General features: G+C 65.5%; 18 protein-coding genes. 11 read left to right on the plus strand and 7 right to left on the minus strand.

Translation table 11 applies throughout. The features are described 5' to 3' along the window. The first annotated feature begins 30 nt into the window (after nucleotides 1-30). From CLM60_RS15050 to CLM60_RS15060, 3 genes are all read left to right on the plus strand, one after another. Nucleotides 31-1,038 (plus strand): ABC transporter permease, encoded by a 1,008-nt coding sequence (locus CLM60_RS15050; RefSeq protein WP_095589945.1) that lies wholly within the window; start codon nucleotides 31-33, stop codon nucleotides 1,036-1,038. Further along, nucleotides 1,031-1,957: an ABC transporter permease gene (locus CLM60_RS15055; protein WP_095589946.1), complete on the plus strand. Its 927-nt coding sequence runs from the start codon at nucleotides 1,031-1,033 to the stop codon at nucleotides 1,955-1,957. The genes CLM60_RS15050 and CLM60_RS15055 overlap by 8 nt, the downstream gene beginning before the upstream one ends. Nucleotides 1,958-2,220: 263 nt before the next feature. After that, nucleotides 2,221-3,285: a YeeE/YedE family protein gene (locus tag CLM60_RS15060; protein WP_095589947.1), complete on the plus strand. Its 1,065-nt coding sequence runs from the start codon at nucleotides 2,221-2,223 to the stop codon at nucleotides 3,283-3,285. Here the strand turns inward: CLM60_RS15060 and CLM60_RS15065 are convergent. Next, complete coding sequence (locus CLM60_RS15065) at nucleotides 3,221-4,504, minus strand: DUF3422 family protein (protein ID WP_095589948.1); 1,284 nt, start codon at nucleotides 4,502-4,504, stop codon at nucleotides 3,221-3,223. The genes CLM60_RS15060 and CLM60_RS15065 overlap by 65 nt on opposite strands. Before the next feature lie 204 nt (nucleotides 4,505-4,708). Here CLM60_RS15065 and CLM60_RS15070 point away from each other — a divergent pair, with 204 nt between their 5' ends. The 5 genes from CLM60_RS15070 (at nucleotide 4,709) to CLM60_RS15090 (ending at nucleotide 6,857) form a co-directional block, all read left to right on the plus strand. Continuing rightward, complete coding sequence (locus CLM60_RS15070; protein WP_176473890.1) at nucleotides 4,709-5,119, plus strand: EF-hand domain-containing protein; 411 nt, start codon at nucleotides 4,709-4,711, stop codon at nucleotides 5,117-5,119. 60 nt (nucleotides 5,120-5,179) lie between these two features. Further along, nucleotides 5,180-5,482, plus strand: coding sequence for a hypothetical protein (locus CLM60_RS15075; RefSeq protein WP_095589950.1), 303 nt, complete (start codon nucleotides 5,180-5,182; stop codon nucleotides 5,480-5,482). A gap of 66 nt (nucleotides 5,483-5,548) precedes the next feature. Then, nucleotides 5,549-6,139, plus strand: a complete 591-nt coding sequence (locus CLM60_RS15080) for an RNA polymerase sigma factor (protein WP_095589951.1) — start codon at nucleotides 5,549-5,551, stop codon at nucleotides 6,137-6,139. Then, nucleotides 6,136-6,444 (plus strand): hypothetical protein, encoded by a 309-nt coding sequence (locus CLM60_RS15085; RefSeq protein WP_095589952.1) that lies wholly within the window; start codon nucleotides 6,136-6,138, stop codon nucleotides 6,442-6,444. The genes CLM60_RS15080 and CLM60_RS15085 overlap by 4 nt, the downstream gene beginning before the upstream one ends. Continuing rightward, complete coding sequence (locus tag CLM60_RS15090; RefSeq protein ID WP_095589953.1) at nucleotides 6,444-6,857, plus strand: periplasmic heavy metal sensor; 414 nt, start codon at nucleotides 6,444-6,446, stop codon at nucleotides 6,855-6,857. The genes CLM60_RS15085 and CLM60_RS15090 overlap by 1 nt, the downstream gene beginning before the upstream one ends. A gap of 3 nt (nucleotides 6,858-6,860) precedes the next feature. On the opposite strand, the gene CLM60_RS15095 is transcribed toward CLM60_RS15090, so the two are convergent. After that, nucleotides 6,861-7,385: a Crp/Fnr family transcriptional regulator gene (locus CLM60_RS15095; RefSeq protein WP_176473891.1), complete on the minus strand. Its 525-nt coding sequence runs from the start codon at nucleotides 7,383-7,385 to the stop codon at nucleotides 6,861-6,863. A gap of 73 nt (nucleotides 7,386-7,458) precedes the next feature. Here CLM60_RS15095 and CLM60_RS15100 point away from each other — a divergent pair, with 73 nt between their 5' ends. Then, nucleotides 7,459-8,046 (plus strand): Spy/CpxP family protein refolding chaperone, encoded by a 588-nt coding sequence (locus tag CLM60_RS15100; protein ID WP_141246535.1) that lies wholly within the window; start codon nucleotides 7,459-7,461, stop codon nucleotides 8,044-8,046. Between the two features lie 71 nt (nucleotides 8,047-8,117). Here the strand turns inward: CLM60_RS15100 and CLM60_RS15105 are convergent, their stop codons facing one another. From CLM60_RS15105 to CLM60_RS15115, 3 genes are all read right to left on the minus strand, one after another. Continuing rightward, a complete protein-coding gene (locus CLM60_RS15105) occupies nucleotides 8,118-9,560 on the minus strand; it encodes an NAD(P)(+) transhydrogenase (Re/Si-specific) subunit beta (protein WP_095589955.1) in 1,443 nt (480 codons plus the stop codon). 13 nt (nucleotides 9,561-9,573) lie between these two features. Continuing rightward, on the minus strand, nucleotides 9,574-11,145 hold the full coding sequence (locus CLM60_RS15110) for a Re/Si-specific NAD(P)(+) transhydrogenase subunit alpha (RefSeq protein ID WP_095589956.1): 1,572 nt from the start codon (nucleotides 11,143-11,145) through the stop codon (nucleotides 9,574-9,576). Between the two features lie 125 nt (nucleotides 11,146-11,270). Next, nucleotides 11,271-11,714: a methyltransferase family protein gene (locus tag CLM60_RS15115; protein WP_095590720.1), complete on the minus strand. Its 444-nt coding sequence runs from the start codon at nucleotides 11,712-11,714 to the stop codon at nucleotides 11,271-11,273. A gap of 106 nt (nucleotides 11,715-11,820) precedes the next feature. Between CLM60_RS15115 and CLM60_RS15120 the strand changes: the two genes are divergently transcribed. Together CLM60_RS15120 and CLM60_RS15125 are read left to right on the plus strand one after the other, a co-directional pair. After that, on the plus strand, nucleotides 11,821-12,318 hold the full coding sequence (locus tag CLM60_RS15120; protein WP_176473892.1) for a GNAT family N-acetyltransferase: 498 nt from the start codon (nucleotides 11,821-11,823) through the stop codon (nucleotides 12,316-12,318). Between the two features lie 348 nt (nucleotides 12,319-12,666). Next, entirely contained in the window at nucleotides 12,667-15,135 is a 2,469-nt protein-coding gene (locus CLM60_RS15125) for a Hint domain-containing protein (protein ID WP_141246536.1), read from the plus strand. A 9-nt stretch (nucleotides 15,136-15,144) separates the two neighbouring features. Here the strand turns inward: CLM60_RS15125 and CLM60_RS15130 are convergent, their stop codons facing one another. Continuing rightward, the gene (locus CLM60_RS15130) at nucleotides 15,145-15,921 is read right to left on the minus strand and encodes a gamma-glutamyl-gamma-aminobutyrate hydrolase family protein (RefSeq protein WP_095589958.1); all 777 of its coding nucleotides are present in this window, start codon (nucleotides 15,919-15,921) and stop codon (nucleotides 15,145-15,147) included. Between the two features lie 117 nt (nucleotides 15,922-16,038). After that, nucleotides 16,039-16,467: a GlcG/HbpS family heme-binding protein gene (locus CLM60_RS15135; protein ID WP_095589959.1), complete on the minus strand. Its 429-nt coding sequence runs from the start codon at nucleotides 16,465-16,467 to the stop codon at nucleotides 16,039-16,041. Nucleotides 16,468-16,471 lie beyond the last annotated feature (4 nt).

Here is a 16,471-nt window from a genome sequence, read left to right on the forward strand (position 1 = left end):
GAGCCTTCGGCCCAACCGGGGAATTCGTGCATGTTCACCTATACCGTGCGGCGGTTGCTACTGGCGATACCGACCCTGCTGTTCATATCGCTGATCATCTTCCTGCTGCTGGATCTGGCGCCGGGCGATCCGACGGCGCAATTGCCGCTGACGATCCCGCCCGAGGTGCGCGAGAAGATCCGCGAAAGCCTGGGCCTGGGCCAGCCGGTCTATGTGCGCTACCTGCTGTGGCTGAAACAGTTTCTGGTGGCCGAGCCGTTGCATGTGTTCGACACGATGTTCGGCACCGGCTTTGCCGACGGGATGCAGCGCGTGATCTCGTGGCAGACGCGCAGCCCGGTGGCCGATATCATCGCCCAGCGGATGCCGCAGACGCTGTGGGTTGTGGGCCTGTCCTATGTCATCGGGACGCTCATCGCGCTGCCCATCGGCATCATCTCGGCCTATCGCCAATACAGCTGGTTCGATCAGATCGGCGCGCTGGTGTCGATGATCGGCTATTCGGTGCCGACCTTTTTCACCGGTGTGCTGCTGATCGTGGTCTTTGCGGTGAACCTGGGGTGGTTCCCGTCGATCTATGACACGACCCATGTGGTCGACAGCTGGGACGCTTTCGTGTTTCAAGTGCGCCAGATGGCGATGCCGGTCTTCGTGCTGGCGCTGTACAATGCCGCGCAGATCAGCCGGTTCATGCGTGCGTCCATGCTGGACAACCTGGCGCAGGATTACGTCCGCACCGCCCGCGCCAAGGGTATGAGCGAGAAGGTCGTCGTGCTGCTGCATGTGCTGCGCAATTCGATGATCCCGGTCGTGACCGTGATCGCGCTGGGGGTGCCCACGATCTTTGGCGGGGCGATCATCACCGAACAGGTGTTCAAGGTGAACGGGCTGGGCCAGCTTCTGATCACCGCGATCTATGCCAATGACATCCCGATGGTGCAGACGCTGACCTTCATCTTTGCGGTGCTGATCGTGCTGTTCAACCTGATTGCCGACGTCCTGTACGGGATGCTGGACCCGAGGATCCGCTATGACTGAGCCGACCGCCGCCGCCCCCCTGTCCGACCCGGCCAACCGCCCGCCCCGCAACCAGTGGTGGGATGTGCTGGACCAGTTCCGCACCCATCGCGGCGCGCTGATCGGGGCCATCGTGTTCATCGTAATGGTCGCCACCGTGCTGCTGGGGCCGTGGGTCTGGTCCATCGACCCCACCTATATCGATATTCGCGCCCGCAATCAGGGGCCGACATTCGCCCATCCGCTGGGCACCGACCAGCTGGGTCGCGACATGCTGGCGCGCATGATGGCGGGCGGCAAGGTGTCCATCGCCGTGGGCTTCACCGCGATGCTGCTCAGCCTGTTTCTGGGCACGCTGATCGGGTTGCTGGCGGGGTATTTCAAGAACCTCGACGGGCCGCTGATGCGGTTTACCGACCTGTTCCTGGCCCTGCCCCTGCTGCCGCTGCTGCTGGTCATGGTCATGCTGTTCCGCGAGGCGCTGTCGGCACGGTTCGGCCCCGAAACCGGGGTGTTCATCCTGATCGTGGTGGCCATCGGCATCACCAGCTGGATGCAGACCGCGCGGATCGTGCGGGGCGACGTTCTGGCGCTGAAGGAACGTGAGTTTGTGCTGGCGGCGCGGTCCATCGGCACGCCTTCGCGCCGGATGATCCTGCGCCATATCCTGCCCAATGTGATGTCGCCGGTCATGGTGTCTGCCACGCTGGGCATCGCCAATGCGATCATCACCGAAAGCGCGCTGTCCTTTCTGGGCCTGGGCTTTCCGCCCGATTTCCCGACCTGGGGGCGGCTGCTGTTCGACGCGGTCGATTACCTGCAGCAATATCCCAGCCGGGTGATCTGGCCGGGGCTGGCGATCTCGCTGACGGTGCTGAGTGTCAATTACATGGGCGACGGGTTGCGCGATGCGCTGGATCCGCGCATTCGGGGGCGCTGAGCTTTCTTGGCCCGGCGGCGGCAAACCGCGCCGGTTCGGACCGCCACAGGGCGGCCAAGGCAAATAAAACCGAATATACGCCCGCCCCCCGCCCCGGCAGACCGTGACGCCGGGAATCCGGCCCCGGCCATATGGTTTTTCCGCAACCCGCCGGGCTGGCGGAATTATATTCCGCTTATCAAATTATATTCGGCCATTCACATGCTTGATTTCCTGAATAACAGCGGTATTTCGGACGAAATTCCCGCTGCCGGAGAAATCCCATGTTCGAGAGCCTTGGTTTCGAAACCCTGACCGCCCCGCAAGCCGCCATCTGGTTCGGCCTGATGCTGGGCGTGGCCTTTGGTGCATTGGCCGAGGTGACGCGGTTCTGTTTCCGCCGGGGCATCGTGGGCCCCGCGGCCGAACGCCGCCCTGCTTTGGGCGTGTGGCTGACCGCGCTGGCCGCCGCCGTTCTGGGCACCCAAGGGGCCGTCGCCATGGGCTGGATCGGGTTTGACGATCACCGCTTCATGGCCGCCGATCTGCCCTGGCTGGCCCTGATCGTGGGCGGGCTGCTGTTCGGGGCGGGCATGGTCCTGACACGCGGCTGTGCCTCGCGCCTGACCGTGCTGGCAGGGTCGGGCAACCTGCGCGCGCTGTTGGTGCTGGTGGTCTTTGCCGTCACGGCGCACGCGATGCTGAAGGGCGTTCTGGCCCCCATCCGCACCACGCTGGGCGCGGTAACGCTGGCGCTGGAAACCGTCGCCCTGCCCGCGCTGGCCGCGCCGGTGATCGCTCTGGCGGCGCTGATCTATGCCGCGCGCTCCGGTGCGCGGCCCCTGCTGTTGGGCGCGGCCGCTCTGCTGGGCTTGCTGGTGCCGCTGGGCTGGGTCGGGACGGGCTTTGTCCTCTATGACGATTTCGACCCGATTGCGCAGGAATCGCTGTCCTTCACCCTGCCCGCCGCCGAGACCCTGTTCTGGGCCGTGGCCGCAACATCCATCCCCGCGAAGTTCGGCGTGGGCCTGCTGGGCGGTGTGATCGCCGGGGCGGCGGCGCTGTCGCTGATCAGCGGGCGCTTTCGCTGGCAAAGCTTCGAAAGCCCGCGCCAGACCGGCCGCTACCTGAGCGGCGCGGTGCTGATGGGGATCGGCGGCGTGCTGGCCGGTGGCTGCACCGTGGGCGCGGGCCTGTCGGGTGTGCCGACGCTGGCGGTGTCGACCATCCTGGCGCTGGTGGCCATTGCGGCGGGTGGCATCGCCACCGACCGGCTGCTGCGGATCAGTGAAACGAATTCCGGATCCGCCGCACCATCAGCCAAACCAGCAGCACAACCGGCAGCGTGATCAGCGCGGTCAGCTCGCCCTTGCTGACGCCCAGGATCTTGGTCAGCGGATAGAACAGGTACGACGCCAGCGACACGGCGTAATAGCTGATCGCGACGACCGACAGACCCTCGACCGTGTGTTGCAGGCGCAATTGCAGATCGGCGCGCCGGTCCATGCTTTCCAGCAGCTTCTGGTTCTGGGCCGAGCGTGCCACATCGACCTGCGTCCGAAGCAGCTCGCCCGCGCGGGTGGCGCGTTCGATCATGCTGTTCAGCCGCGAGGTGGTGGATTTCACCACCCGCATCGACGGGTCAAACCGGCGCATCATGAACTCGCGGAAAGTCTGGCGCCCGCCAAAGCGTTCCTCGCGCAGGACCTCGATCCGCTGATGCACCAGCGCCTCATAGGCGCCGGTGGAGCTGAACCGGAACGCCGATTGCGCCAGCATGTCCTCCAGCTCGCCCGAGATTTGCAGCAGCTCGTGCAGGGTCTCGTCCGCCGGGCGCTTTTCGGTGCCCATTTCGCCCACCAGCGACAGAAGCTTGCCGTCGATATCGCCCATCCGGCCCGACATGTTGCGCGCCCGTTCGAAGCCCAGCATCGACATCGCCTTGTAGATCTCGATCTCGCAGATCCGCTGGACCACCCGGCCGATCCGACGCCGCCCGGTGGTGGGCGCTACGAACAGGGCAAAGCGCATGTGGCCCGCGCTGTCGATCCGGAAATCCGAAGCCATGATCGCGCTGCGGTCCAGAACCCAGGAACAGGCCAGGCTTTCGGGCACAAACCAGTCCTGAAGGTGCTGCACGATTGCCTCGTCGCTTTCGCGCTGCTGTTCGATCCGGATCAGCGCCGATGTGATGCGCTGCCCCGGCAGCTCGGCCAGCCAGTCATCCGGGAAGACCTCGAACGCGCTGGGGTCAAAGGGCCGGTCGGCCACCCCATCGGCAAAGATCGTATAGGTCACGAATTCGGTGTGGCATTCCCATTTCAGGTGATACCGCCCCAGCGCGCCGAAATAATGCGTGGCGTCGGGCTGGGGGTGCTGCGCGCCGAACCGATCCAGCAGGTCGATCAGATGCGCACGGTCCAGCGCCCGGTCCCGGCTGGCCGCATCATGGGGCTGCTTGATCGCCAGATAGGCGGCATGGCACGGCGCGCTGAGCGCCGCAAACGGGCGCGCGTGCAGCTCGTTGGCCAGCGCATAGCGCAGCGGATGATCGGTGATGGGCACCATGATCGCGTCTCCAGTTTATCCACATCCACCCTGTAGCGCCCAGCATGTAACGAAGAAAATCCATCCATACCAGACATTTATCGGCATACATCCGTGCACCGTTTGCCATGCCCCACATGCCGCCCGAAATTTTTTCCGCCGCCGCGCGTAGGGACTGCCCGCCGCCTGCGTATCCCTGATATCGACAACAGATTGGAGCACATGATGCGACCGATACCAAGCCTGGCCCTGATCGCCCTGCTGAGCGCAGGCGCCGCCCAGGCCATGACCGAGGACACGTTTCACCGCCTGGATGCCGATGGCGATGGCGTGATCAGCCGCGAGGAATTCCTGGACCTGCGCCGGATGATGTTCGCCATGATCGACACCGACAGCAGCGGCACCCTGACCGATGCCGAAATCGCCGCCGCCCGCGAAAGCGCCAGCCGGAACATCCAGATGCGCGCCGACAAGCGGATCTGGGATCAGGATGCCAATGGCGATGGCGAACTCAGCCTAGCGGAATACACCGCCCAGACGCGCGGGTTCGACTTTGCCGACCGCAACGATGACGGCGCGCTGTCGCAGGACGAATTCAACCGCATCGCGCGGTTCCTGAAAAGCTTTCGTCCCTGATCGCCTGAACGACCCCAACCACTCCGGACCCTACTCTCCAACCCTTTGAAAGGACTTATCATGACCATGCTGAAATATATCGCCCTGACCCTGCCGCTGGCCTTGGCACAGCCCGTGATGGCGCAAAGCGTCACGATCACCAATGGCAATGGCGGCACCGTCCAGAAGGATCGCAGCTGTGACCGCAGCAGCGGCGTGGCCAACTGTTCCACCACCACGACCGGCACCAGTGCCAGCGGCCAGACCTATTCCAAAGAGCGGCTGCGCACGACCCAGGCCGGCAGCTCGACCACCACGGTGAACCGCACGGGCGCCGGCGGTCAGACCAACTCCCGCACCCGTTCGGTTCTGATCTCGCGCTGACGTCCTGGTGCCGCCTGCCGCTTCTCTTTGGCGGGCGGCACCATTAGGTTTCACGACAATGGCTGGATGCAAGGCGCGCGGGGAAACGTGACGGCGCAGGAACGGGCAGAGACGGCGCAGCGGCTGATGACGGCCCTGGCCCGGGGCGACCGGACGGCGCTGGCGCGTCTGATCGCGCTTTTTGGCGCGGGCGTGCGGGCCTATGCCGCCCAGGCGCTGGACAGCCCCGCCGATGCCGAGGATGTCGCGCAAGAGGTGTTTTTGCGGGTCTGGGCGCGGGCCGACCGCTATGATCCCACGCGCGGGGCGGTGTCGACCTGGATCTGGCGGATCGCGCTGAACCTGTGCATCGACCGCAACCGCCGTGGCGGGGTGCGCCGGTTCCTGGGGCTGGAGGCCGCGCCGGAGCTGGCCGATGACGACCCCCGCCCCGAGGCCCGGGTCGACAGCCGGCAGCGCCTGGACCGTGTGCGCGGCCAGATCGCCCGCCTGCCCGCGCGGCAACGCCAGGCGATCCTGCTGCGGGCCAGCGCCGAGATGAGCACCGCGCAGATCGCCGAGACCATGGGCATCGCCTCGGGCGCGGCGGAACAGCTTCTGGTACGGGCGCGCAAGACCCTGCGCCAGGCCATGGACCCCGGGGAGGAGACCGCATGACACGCAAGGATCGCAAGATGGAAGACGACGACGCCTTTGACCGCGCATTGACCGCGCTGCTGACGCCCGAGAGGGACACGGACACCGCCGAGATGTCGCGCGCCGTGCTCAGCCGGATCGCCGCGCGCACAACGCCGCGCCGCGCGCCCCTGGCCGAGGTGCTGACCGCCCCCGCCCCGCTGGGCGCGGGGTTTGCCGTGCTGCTGCTGGCGGCGGCGGGTGTGGGCTATGCGCTGGTGCCGGGGTGGGACGACCCGATGGGGCTGTTGATGATCGGCGATCTGCTGGTGACGGGGGGACTGTGATGGACACGCCGAAGAAACGCGACCGCGGGCGGATGGTGCTGATCGGGGTTCTGGCGCTGTCGCTGATGGGCAATGCGCTGACCCTGGGCGCGGTGCTGAAGCTGCGCGCGGTCCGGACCGAGCTGATCGGCCCCACCGCCGCCGCACCGGTCTTTCCCCGGGCCGAACGCCGGGCGCTGCGGGCGGCGCTGTCGGCGCGGGCCGACGATCTGCGGCCCCGGCTGCGGGCGCTGGTCGACGCGCGGGCCGATGTGGTGCGCGCGGGGCTTGCCCGGCCCTTTGACCGGGCTGCGGTCGACACCGCGATGGACGGGTTCCGCACCGAACTGGATGCCACGGTCGTGCTGTTGCAGACGGTCATCGGCGACAGCCTGCAGGCGCAGGCCGGACAGGATGTGCCGCCCGGCGACTAGCCGTCAGCCGCGCCGCCGGGCAAGCTCGCGGTAAAGCGCCTCGCGCGTGACGCCCAGGCTGTGTGCCAGATCCTGTATCTGCCCCCTGGGCGGCAGCGCCTCATTGTCGCTGAGCCAGGCATCCAGACGCTCGGCCACGGTGTTTAGCGACCGGATCTCGGACTGCATCCGGGCCGCCTGTAACGCGCGCGCCAATTGCGCGGCCCAGGCGCGCGCCGGACCGGTCGCGCCATGCACATGGTCCAGAAAGCGCGCCACCGGCAGCATCCGCAGCTGTGACCGGCCCCTGGCGGTGCCATCGCAATGATAGACGGCGGAATAGGCCGATGCCTCGGCCAGCACACCACCGGGACCGACGCGGGCCAGCATCAGGGGCGTTCCAGCCCGGGTGTGGCGGACCAGCGCGATCTGGCCGCCCGTGACCAGATACATCATCCGCACCGGATCGCCCGACCGGAAAACCGATTGCCCGGGCTCGAATGACTGCACCCGTCCGGTCCGGAATATCTGCGCGATCGCGTTCGGCATGATCGCAATCATATGCCCGGCGCCCCCGCCCTGCTAGGTCCGTTTCCAGCGATCAGGACAGGAGGACGGGATCATGCCCCCGAAACGCGCCGCGACCATTGCCGTGATCTGCGCCGTCATGCCAGCGCCCGCCCCGGCGCAAGAGCACCGCCACGGCCCCTATGCCGGGCTTGAGCAGCGCCAGATCAAAAGCCTGTCTGAACAGGACATCGCCGAGCTGCGCCGTGGCGGCGGTTGGGGTCTGGCCCTGCCGGCCGAGCTGAACGGCCTGCCGGGGCCAGCGCATCTGCTGGAACTGCGCGACGCGCTGGATCTGTCGACCGAACAGGTGCAAAGGATCACCGCCCTTCACGACGACATGCGCAAATCGGCCATTGTGGCGGGCGAACGGTTTATCGCCGCCGAGGCCGCGCTGAGCGCCGCGTTTACCGGTGACGCACCAGACGACGAGCAGCTGCGCGCCCTGATCGACGAGGCCGCCACGGCCCGCGCCGAGCTACGGTTCATCCACCTGTCGCGGCATCTGATCACCCCCGACATCCTCAGCCCGGACCAGATCAGCCGATACAACCAGCTGCGCGGCTATACCGACGCCCCCTGTGCCGAAGTGCCCCAAGGGCACGATCCCGATATGTGGCGGCGCCAAAACGGGTGCGACTGACGGCGGTATCTGCAGAAACGAAATGGCCCCGCACGAAGGCGGGGCCAGATCGGTGTTTCGGGTGACGGCGATCAGTCGATCATCGTCAGCAGCTTGTCCAGGCTGGCCTTTGCGTCGCCATAGAACATCCGCGTGTTTTCCTTGTAGAACAGCGGGTTTTCGATGCCCGAATACCCGGTGCCCTGCCCGCGTTTGGAGACGAAGACCTGCTTGGCCTTCCAGCATTCCAGCACCGGCATGCCGGCGATGGGGCTGTTGGGGTCTTCCTGGGCGGCGGGGTTCACGATGTCGTTCGAGCCGATGACGATCGCCACGTCGGTATCCGGGAAGTCCTCGTTGATCTCGTCCATCTCCAGCACGATGTCGTAAGGCACCTTGGCCTCGGCCAGCAGCACGTTCATGTGCCCGGGCAGACGGCCCGCAACCGGGTGGATGGCGAAACGCACGTTCTTGCCCTTGGCCCGCAGACGGCGGGTCAGCTCGGCCACGTTCTGCTGCGCCTGTGCCACCGCCATGCCGTAGCCGGGGATGATGATGACGCTGTCGGCCTCGTCCAGCGCCGCGGCCACGCCGTCGGCCTCGATCGCGATCTGCTCGCCCTCGACCTCCATCGCGGGGCCCGCGGTGCCGCCGAAGCCGCCCAGGATCACGCTGACGAAGCTGCGGTTCATCGCCTTGCACATGATGTAGGACAGGATCGCACCCGAGGAGCCCACAAGCGCGCCCACCACGATCAGCAGGTCATTGCCCAGGCTGAAACCGATGGCCGCCGCCGCCCAGCCGGAATAGCTGTTCAGCATCGACACCACCACCGGCATGTCGGCGCCGCCGATGCCCATGATCAGGTGATAGCCGATGAACAAAGCGGCCAGCGTCATCAGGAACAGAGGGAAGAACCCGCCCGAGTTGAAGTACCAGATCAGGCAGACCAGCGACAGGATCGCAGCACCTGCATTCAGCGCGTGGCCGCCCGGCAGCTTGGTCGCGGCCGAGGTCACCTTGCCCGACAGCTTGCCATAGGCAATGACCGACCCGGTAAAGGTGATGGCCCCGATGAAGATGCCCAGGAACAGCTCGACCCGCAGGATGTTGATCTCGACCGGGGCCTTCTTGGCGATCAGCTGGCCGAAGCTGCCCAGCTCCTTGACCGCATCGGCGCCAGCGGCGACCGCCGCGGCGGCATTGCCGATCTCGAAATGGGCGTTGAAGCCGACGAAGACCGCCGCCAGACCCACAAGCGCGTGCATGCCCGCGACCAGTTCCGGCATCTGGGTCATCTCGACCTTGGATGCCAGCTGATAGCCGATGACGCCGCCGCCCGCGATCAGCACGATCGACAGCAGCCACAGGCCCGAACCGGGGCCGATCAGCGTGGCGAAGACCGCCAGCGCCATGCCGACAATGCCGTACCACACGGCGCGCTTGGCGCTTTCCTGGCCCGACAGGCCCCCCAGCGACAGGATGAACAGAACAGCCGCGACAACATAGGCGGCAGTGGTGAAACCGAATTCCATTTGCCCGGCCTCCTTAGGATTTCTGGAACATGGCGAGCATGCGCCGGGTGACGAGGAAGCCGCCGAAGATGTTGATCCCGGCCATGAAGACGCTGAGCGCCGCCAGCAGGATCACCAGGAACGAGCCCGACCCGATCTGCATCAACGCGCCCAGGATGATGATCGACGAGATCGCGTTGGTCACGGCCATCAGCGGGGTGTGCAGGCTGTGGCTGACATTCCAGATCACCTGGAAGCCCACGAAGACCGCCAGCACGAAGACGATGAAATGCTGCATGAAGCTGGCCGGGGCCACCAGGCCCACGCCCAGCAGCAGCGCCGCGCCCACCGCCAGCAGGGTGACCTGCTGTTTGGTCTGCGCCTTGAACGCGGCCACCTCGGCGGCGCGTTTTTCTTCGGGCGTCAGCTCCTTGACCTCGGCCTTGGGCTTGGCCGCGATGGCCTGCACCTTGGGCGGCGGCGGCGGGAAGGTGATCTCGTGATCATAGGTCACGGTCGCGCCGCGGATCACGTCGTCTTCCATGTCGTGATTGATCTGGCCGTCCTTCTCGGGCGTCAGATCGGTCATCATGTGACGGATGTTGGTCGCATAAAGCGTCGAGGACTGCGCCGCCATCCGGCTGGGGAAGTCGGTATAGCCGATGATCGTGACGCCGTTGTCGGTCACGATCTTCTCGTCCTTGACCGTCAGCTTGCAGTTGCCGCCCTTTTCAGCGGCCAGGTCGACGATGACAGAGCCGGGCTTCATGGCCTTGACCATGTCCTCGGTCCACAGCTCCGGCGCCTCGCGGTTGGGGATCAGCGCGGTGGTGATCACGATGTCCATCTCGGGCGCCAGTTCGCGGAACTTGGCCAGCTGCGCCTCGCGGAATTCGGGGCTGGAGACAGAGGCATAGCCGCCGGTGGCCGCGCCGTCCTGCTGTTCTTCCTCGAAATCCAGATAGACGAATTCGGCGCCCATGCTCTCGACCTGTTCGGCCACTTCGGGCCGCACGTCGAAGGCATAGGTGACCGCGCCCAGGCTGGTCGAGGTGCCGATCGCGGCAAGCCCGGCCACACCGGCGCCCACCACCAGAACCTTGGCCGGGGGCACCTTGCCCGCGGCCGTGATCTGGCCGGTGAAGAAGCGGCCGAAATTGTTGCCCGCCTCGATCACCGCGCGGTAGCCCGCGATATTGGCCATGGACGAAAGCGCGTCCATCTTCTGGGCGCGGGAGATACGCGGCACCATTTCCATGGCGATCACATTGGCGCCCTTGGACTTGGCCAGCTCCATCCCCTCTTCGTTCCCGCCGGGATTGAAGAACGAGATCAGCGTCTGCCCCTCGCGCAGGCGCTTCATCTCGGTCGCGTCGGGCTGACGGACCTTGGTGACGATGTCACACTCTTTCCACAGCGCGGCGGCGGTCTTGATGACCTCGACCCCGGCTTTTTCGTAATCCGCGTCAGAGAACCCGGCAAGCTGCCCGGCCTTTGTCTCGATCGCGCATTCATAGCCAAGCTTCTGAAGCTGCAGCGCAGAATCAGGGGTCATCGCAACGCGCGCTTCCCCCTCGAATGTTTCTTTCGGTGCCCCGATTTTCACGTGTCGTTCCCTCTTTTTGCCCACAGGCCAAGTCGGCGGACGGCTTAGTTCCCGGATCTCATAGCATTGAGTAATAATGTTACTCAAGCAAGTTGGCAGATTTCACTTTGTGTCAATTGGTCGTATTAAAGCCAGCGCCGGACGCGGGCGCGATAGCGGTCGAATGCGGGACCAAAAGCGGCCTGAAGGCGCTGTTCCTCGGGACGGATAAACCGGTTTTGAATCAACCAGATAAAGCCCGGCACCAAAAGCAGCCCCGAAATCGCGCCCAGCCACAGGCACGCCCCCGTCAGGATCAGCGCATCGGCCAGATAGATGGGATTGCGCGTCAGCCGGTACAGCCCGGCGGTGATCATCGCGTCGGGTTGCCGCCCCGGAATGATGCTGGTGCGGTGGCGCGCGAACTGGATCGCGGCCAGAGCGGTCATCCAAAGCCCCACCGCGATCAGCCCCAGACCGGTAATGCGCATCCAGGGTCCGGCCCCGCCCAATGGCAGCCAGCGGACCTGTGCCCAGGCCAGAGCGATGAAAAGCGCCAGCCAGACAGGCGGCAGATCCAGTCGGCGCATGATTGCCCCCTTCTTCGCGGTCATTGCCACGGCGACTGCGGGCCCTTTCGCCCGCCCGGCGGACAAGCTAGCCTGCGCGCGCCATCAGAACACCCCGGGCCGCGCAATGACCCCAGCTTGGATTTCGACCCTTCGTCCGCCGACGCTGCGGCTGGCCCGTCCCGGTGACGGGGCGCCATGTTACGACGTGATGTATCGCGCTGTCCATCAGGGGGCGGTTGCGGCCTATTCCCCGGTCGAGCGTCAGGCCTGGATGCCCCACCCCACCGCGCCCAAGGGGTTTCAGGACCGCATCCTGGCGCAACATACGGTGGTGGCCTGCAAGCGTGGTGTGATCGGGTTCATGACGCTGGGCCATGACGGGCATCTGGACCTGGCCTATGTCGCGCCGGACTGGATGGGGCGCGGGGTCGGCGACCGGCTTTACACCGCGTTGCTGGATCACGCCGTTGCTCACGGCCTGTCGCCGCTCAGCACCGAGGCGAGCCTGCTGTTCCGCCCGTTCCTGGCGCGGCGGGGATGGACGACCCAGGCGCGGCAATCGGTGATCCGCAACGGTGTGGCGATCACGAATTTCCGGATGCAACTGACGGGCCATGTTTGAACCACATTCACCTGTCCTTTCGGGCAGGAACTGGCGGGTGCGATTTACCCGGTGTCAAAAAAACATCACAATGCGCGCGCGCAAGGAACGAAATCTCAACAAAAGCTGGCCCGTTTGATAACTTAGGGTTAAGGACGTCAAAGGTATATCTGTGCCTAATCAAAGTGAAGAATCGGGGCCCTGATGCGGGCTCCGGTGCATGCTGACCAACGTCGGGACCGGTCCTGTCTTCGGACAAGACCGCACGCGGTTACGGGCACGGGCGCCGGGGTACTATCTTGGTCTAATGTAAAAGCCAGGCGGGCAAGTGTATGTGTGCCACGCGGGCGAATGTTGGTGTGACGCGAAATGGCAACGATGGTATCGGGTCTTGGGGGCCCCGCAGGTTACGGTGAGAACGTTTTTTCTTCCTCCCCGAAAGCGGCAGGGGGGAATGACGACGGGTCCGTTGCGATCGACACAACATCCGTCTTCGGTCCGTCCGGCATCAATTTCTTCGGCACCGATTATACGACGATCTACCTGAACTCGAACGGGGTGATCTCGTTCGGCGCGCCCGAGACCAGCTTTCAGACCCCCGACTATACCGCCGAGACCACCCCGAACATCGCGGTGTTCTGGGCCGATGTGAACATCAACTCGGGCGGCGAGATCTATTGGGACATCGACCCGGCGGCGGGTACGATCACCATGACCTGGTTGGACGTGGCGCCCTATTCGGGGTCGGGCACGAACTCGTTCCAGGTCATCCTGACCGATACCGGCGGCGGCGGCTTTTCGGTCCAGTATATCTATGAGGATATTCAGTGGACCAATGGCGGCGGCAATTCGGCGGCGGCCGGGGTCACCGATGGCGGGTCCTATGACTATACGCTCGAAGGGTCGGGCGACCCCGCGCAGCTGATCAACTATGACACCAACGATTTCGACGGCGGCGACCCGGCGGGCAGCTTCGTGCTGGATTTCGCGGCCGGCGAACCGGTGATTCCCGATGGCACGGTCGAGGGGACATCGGGCGCCGATGTGATCGACGCCAGCTATGCCGGCGACCCCCAGGGCGAGGTCGTCGATGGCGGCGACGGCACAGGCGCCGCCGGGAACGAGGACGTGATCGACGCCGGCGCGGGCGATGACACGGTCCTCTCCGGGGACGAGGCCGACACCGTCTATGGCGGCGCGGGCAATGACAGCATTGACGGCGGCGCGGGCAACGACCTGCTTTATGGCGAGGGTGACAGCGACATCATCACCGGCGGCGACGGCAACGACACGATCTATGGCGATTTCGAAACGCCGCCGCCCGCCGCCACGAACGAGAATCTGCACTGGGCCGATCAGGGCGCGGACGAATCCAGCCTGACCGCCGGGTTCACACAAAACACCGGCTCGATCGATGTCACCGTCGATTTCACCGATGACGGCAATGCCGGTTCGGGCACCAACCCGGGGATCAGCGTCGAAAGCACGACGACGAACTATGTCGCCGGCGGCGAACCCTATGACCCGCAATCCTCGGCCCAGCTTTGGGGCGAAGGAACGGGCGACACCTCCACCACCAATGTCAGCTTCGCCGCCGCGAACGGTGTCGCGGTCGACGATCAGGTCGCGGACGTGTCGTTCCGGATCAACGACATCGATGCCGGGAACAATTCCTGGCTGGATGTTATTACCGTCAATGCCTTTGACATCGATGGCAACCCGGTGGCGGTGACGATCACACCCGCTGGCGACGACACCGTATCAGGCAACACGATCACAGCCGGACCCAGCCCCAACAACTACAATCAAGCCGAAGGTTCTGCGCTGGTCGAGATTGCCGGGCCCGTCGCGTATTTCGAGGTGATCTATCAAAACGCCGGCACCTCGGGCCAGGCGATCACCGTAACGGATGTCCATTTCACCACGATCCCATTGATTGAGGGGGACGATGTCATCGATGGCGGCATCGGCGCGGACGAGATCTTCGCCGGTGCCGGCGACGACACGATCACCGTGGCCGAAGGCGACACGGTCAGCGGCGGCGATGGCGACGATACGTTCCTGATCACCGACCTGGGCGAGGCCGGATCGGCCGCGATCAACATTGTCGGCGGCGAAGGCGACGAAACCGCCGGCGACACGCTGGATTTCCAGGGCCTGATCAACCAGGACGCCGTGACGATCACAAATGCCGATGACAACGCGGGCGGGCTGAGTGGCTTTGCGACGCTGTCGGACGGAACGGTCGTCAACTTCTCGGAAATCGAGACGCTGCTGATCTGCTTCACCGCGGGCACCGGCATTCTGACCCCGCAGGGACAGCGCCCGATCGAGGATCTGCGCCCCGGCGATCTGGTCCTGACCGCCGATCACGGGTTGCAGCCGATCCGCTGGATCGGACAGCGCACGGTTCCGGCGCAGGGCAACATGGCGCCCGTCCTGATCCGCGAGGGCGTGTTCAACAATGCGCGGGATCTGCTGGTTTCGCCCCAGCACCGGATGCTGATCCAGGGCTATCAGGCGCAGCTGATCACCGGCCAGTCCGAGGTGTTTGCCACCGCCAAGCACCTGATCGACGGCACCAATGTGCTGCGCCACGCGGGCGGCACGGTCACCTATGTCCACCTGATGTTCGACCGGCACGAGGTCATCTTTGCCGAAGGCGCCGCAACCGAAAGCTTCCATCCCGGTCAGGTCGGTCTGGACGCGGTTCTGGCCCCTGCGCGCGAGGAACTGTTCCGGATCTTTCCCGAATTGCGGTCGAATCCCAACGCCTATGGGCCGACCTCGCGCACCTGCCTGCGCCGGCCCGAGGCCCGCGCGCTGCTTGCGGCCTGAGCCGAGCCGTCAGGCCGATCGGCGGATCTGCGGCCGGTCGCCCGCCGCCCAATCTCGCACCGCCTGTCCGAACGCCTCGAACAGCGGGCGCGACACCGGATCGTTCGCGGCGCGGTATTCGGGGTGCCATTGCACCGACAGGGTGAAGCCCGGCGCATCCTGGATATAGATCGCCTCGGGCGTGTCATCGGGGGCCACCCCGTCGACCACCACCCGCGCGCCGGGCTTCTTGATCCCCTGCCCGTGCAGCGTGTTGGTCATCACCTCGCGCGCGCCGAACAGCCGGTGGAACGGGCCGCCTTCGGTAAAGCAGACCTTGTGGCGCAGCGCGAATTTCTCGGCCAGGGTGCCATCGGGGGGCATCCGGTGGTTCATCCGCCCCGGCAGATCGCGGATCTCGGGATAAAGCGTGCCGCCCATGGCGACGTTGACTTCCTGAAAGCCGCGGCAGATGCCCATGAACGGCTGGCCGCGTTCGACCAGCGCCCGGATCAGCGGCAGGGTGATCGCGTCGCGCGCCCGGTCGAAGGCGCCATGCGCCTCGGTCGCCTCTTCGCCGTATTCCTCGGGATGAACGTTCGGGCGCCCGCCGGTAAAGACGAAGCCCGCGCACAGATCCAGAAGCTCGGGCACGGTGACGAAACGCGGATCCGACGGGATCAGGATGGGCATCGCGCCCACCACCTCGGCCACGGCTTCGGAATTCATCGTGCCGCCGGCATGGGCCGGGTATTCGTCATTGATCAGGTATTGGTTGCCGATGATACCGACTACTGGGCGCGTCATCTTCCGCTCTCTGTTCTGTCCTATTGCAAGAATATAGACTTTCAGACCCGCGGGTAAGAGGTCACCGCGCGCACATCGCCTGTGCACGCGGTTCTGGCGGCAAATTGTGCAAAGCGGTCACGCCTCGCCGGTGAAACCGGCCGCTTCGATGCCCGCCAGCGCGGCGGCGGCGTCATTGTCGGACGTGTCGCCCGTGACCCCGACCGCGCCGATCACGACGCCCTTCTTGTCGCGCACCAGAACGCCGCCCGGCACCGGCACCACGCGCCCGCCGTAAACGCCATTCACCGCGGCCATGAAATAGGCCTGTCCCTCGGCCCGTGCCATCTGGGCCGCGCCGCCCATGCCCAGCATCACCGCGCCATAGGCCTTGGCCTCGGCGATCTTGAACCGGCCGGGGCTGGCGCCATCCTCGCGCTCGAACGCCAGCGGGTGGCCACCGGCATCCAGCACGATGGCCGACAGCGGTTTCAACTGCATTTCGTGGCCCTTTTCCAGCGCCTTGCGGATGATGGTGCGCGCCTTGCGCAGGGTGATTTCTGCCATGTCC

The organism is Actibacterium ureilyticum, from assembly GCF_002285435.1.
Lineage (GTDB): Bacteria > Pseudomonadota > Alphaproteobacteria > Rhodobacterales > Rhodobacteraceae > Actibacterium_C > Actibacterium_C ureilyticum.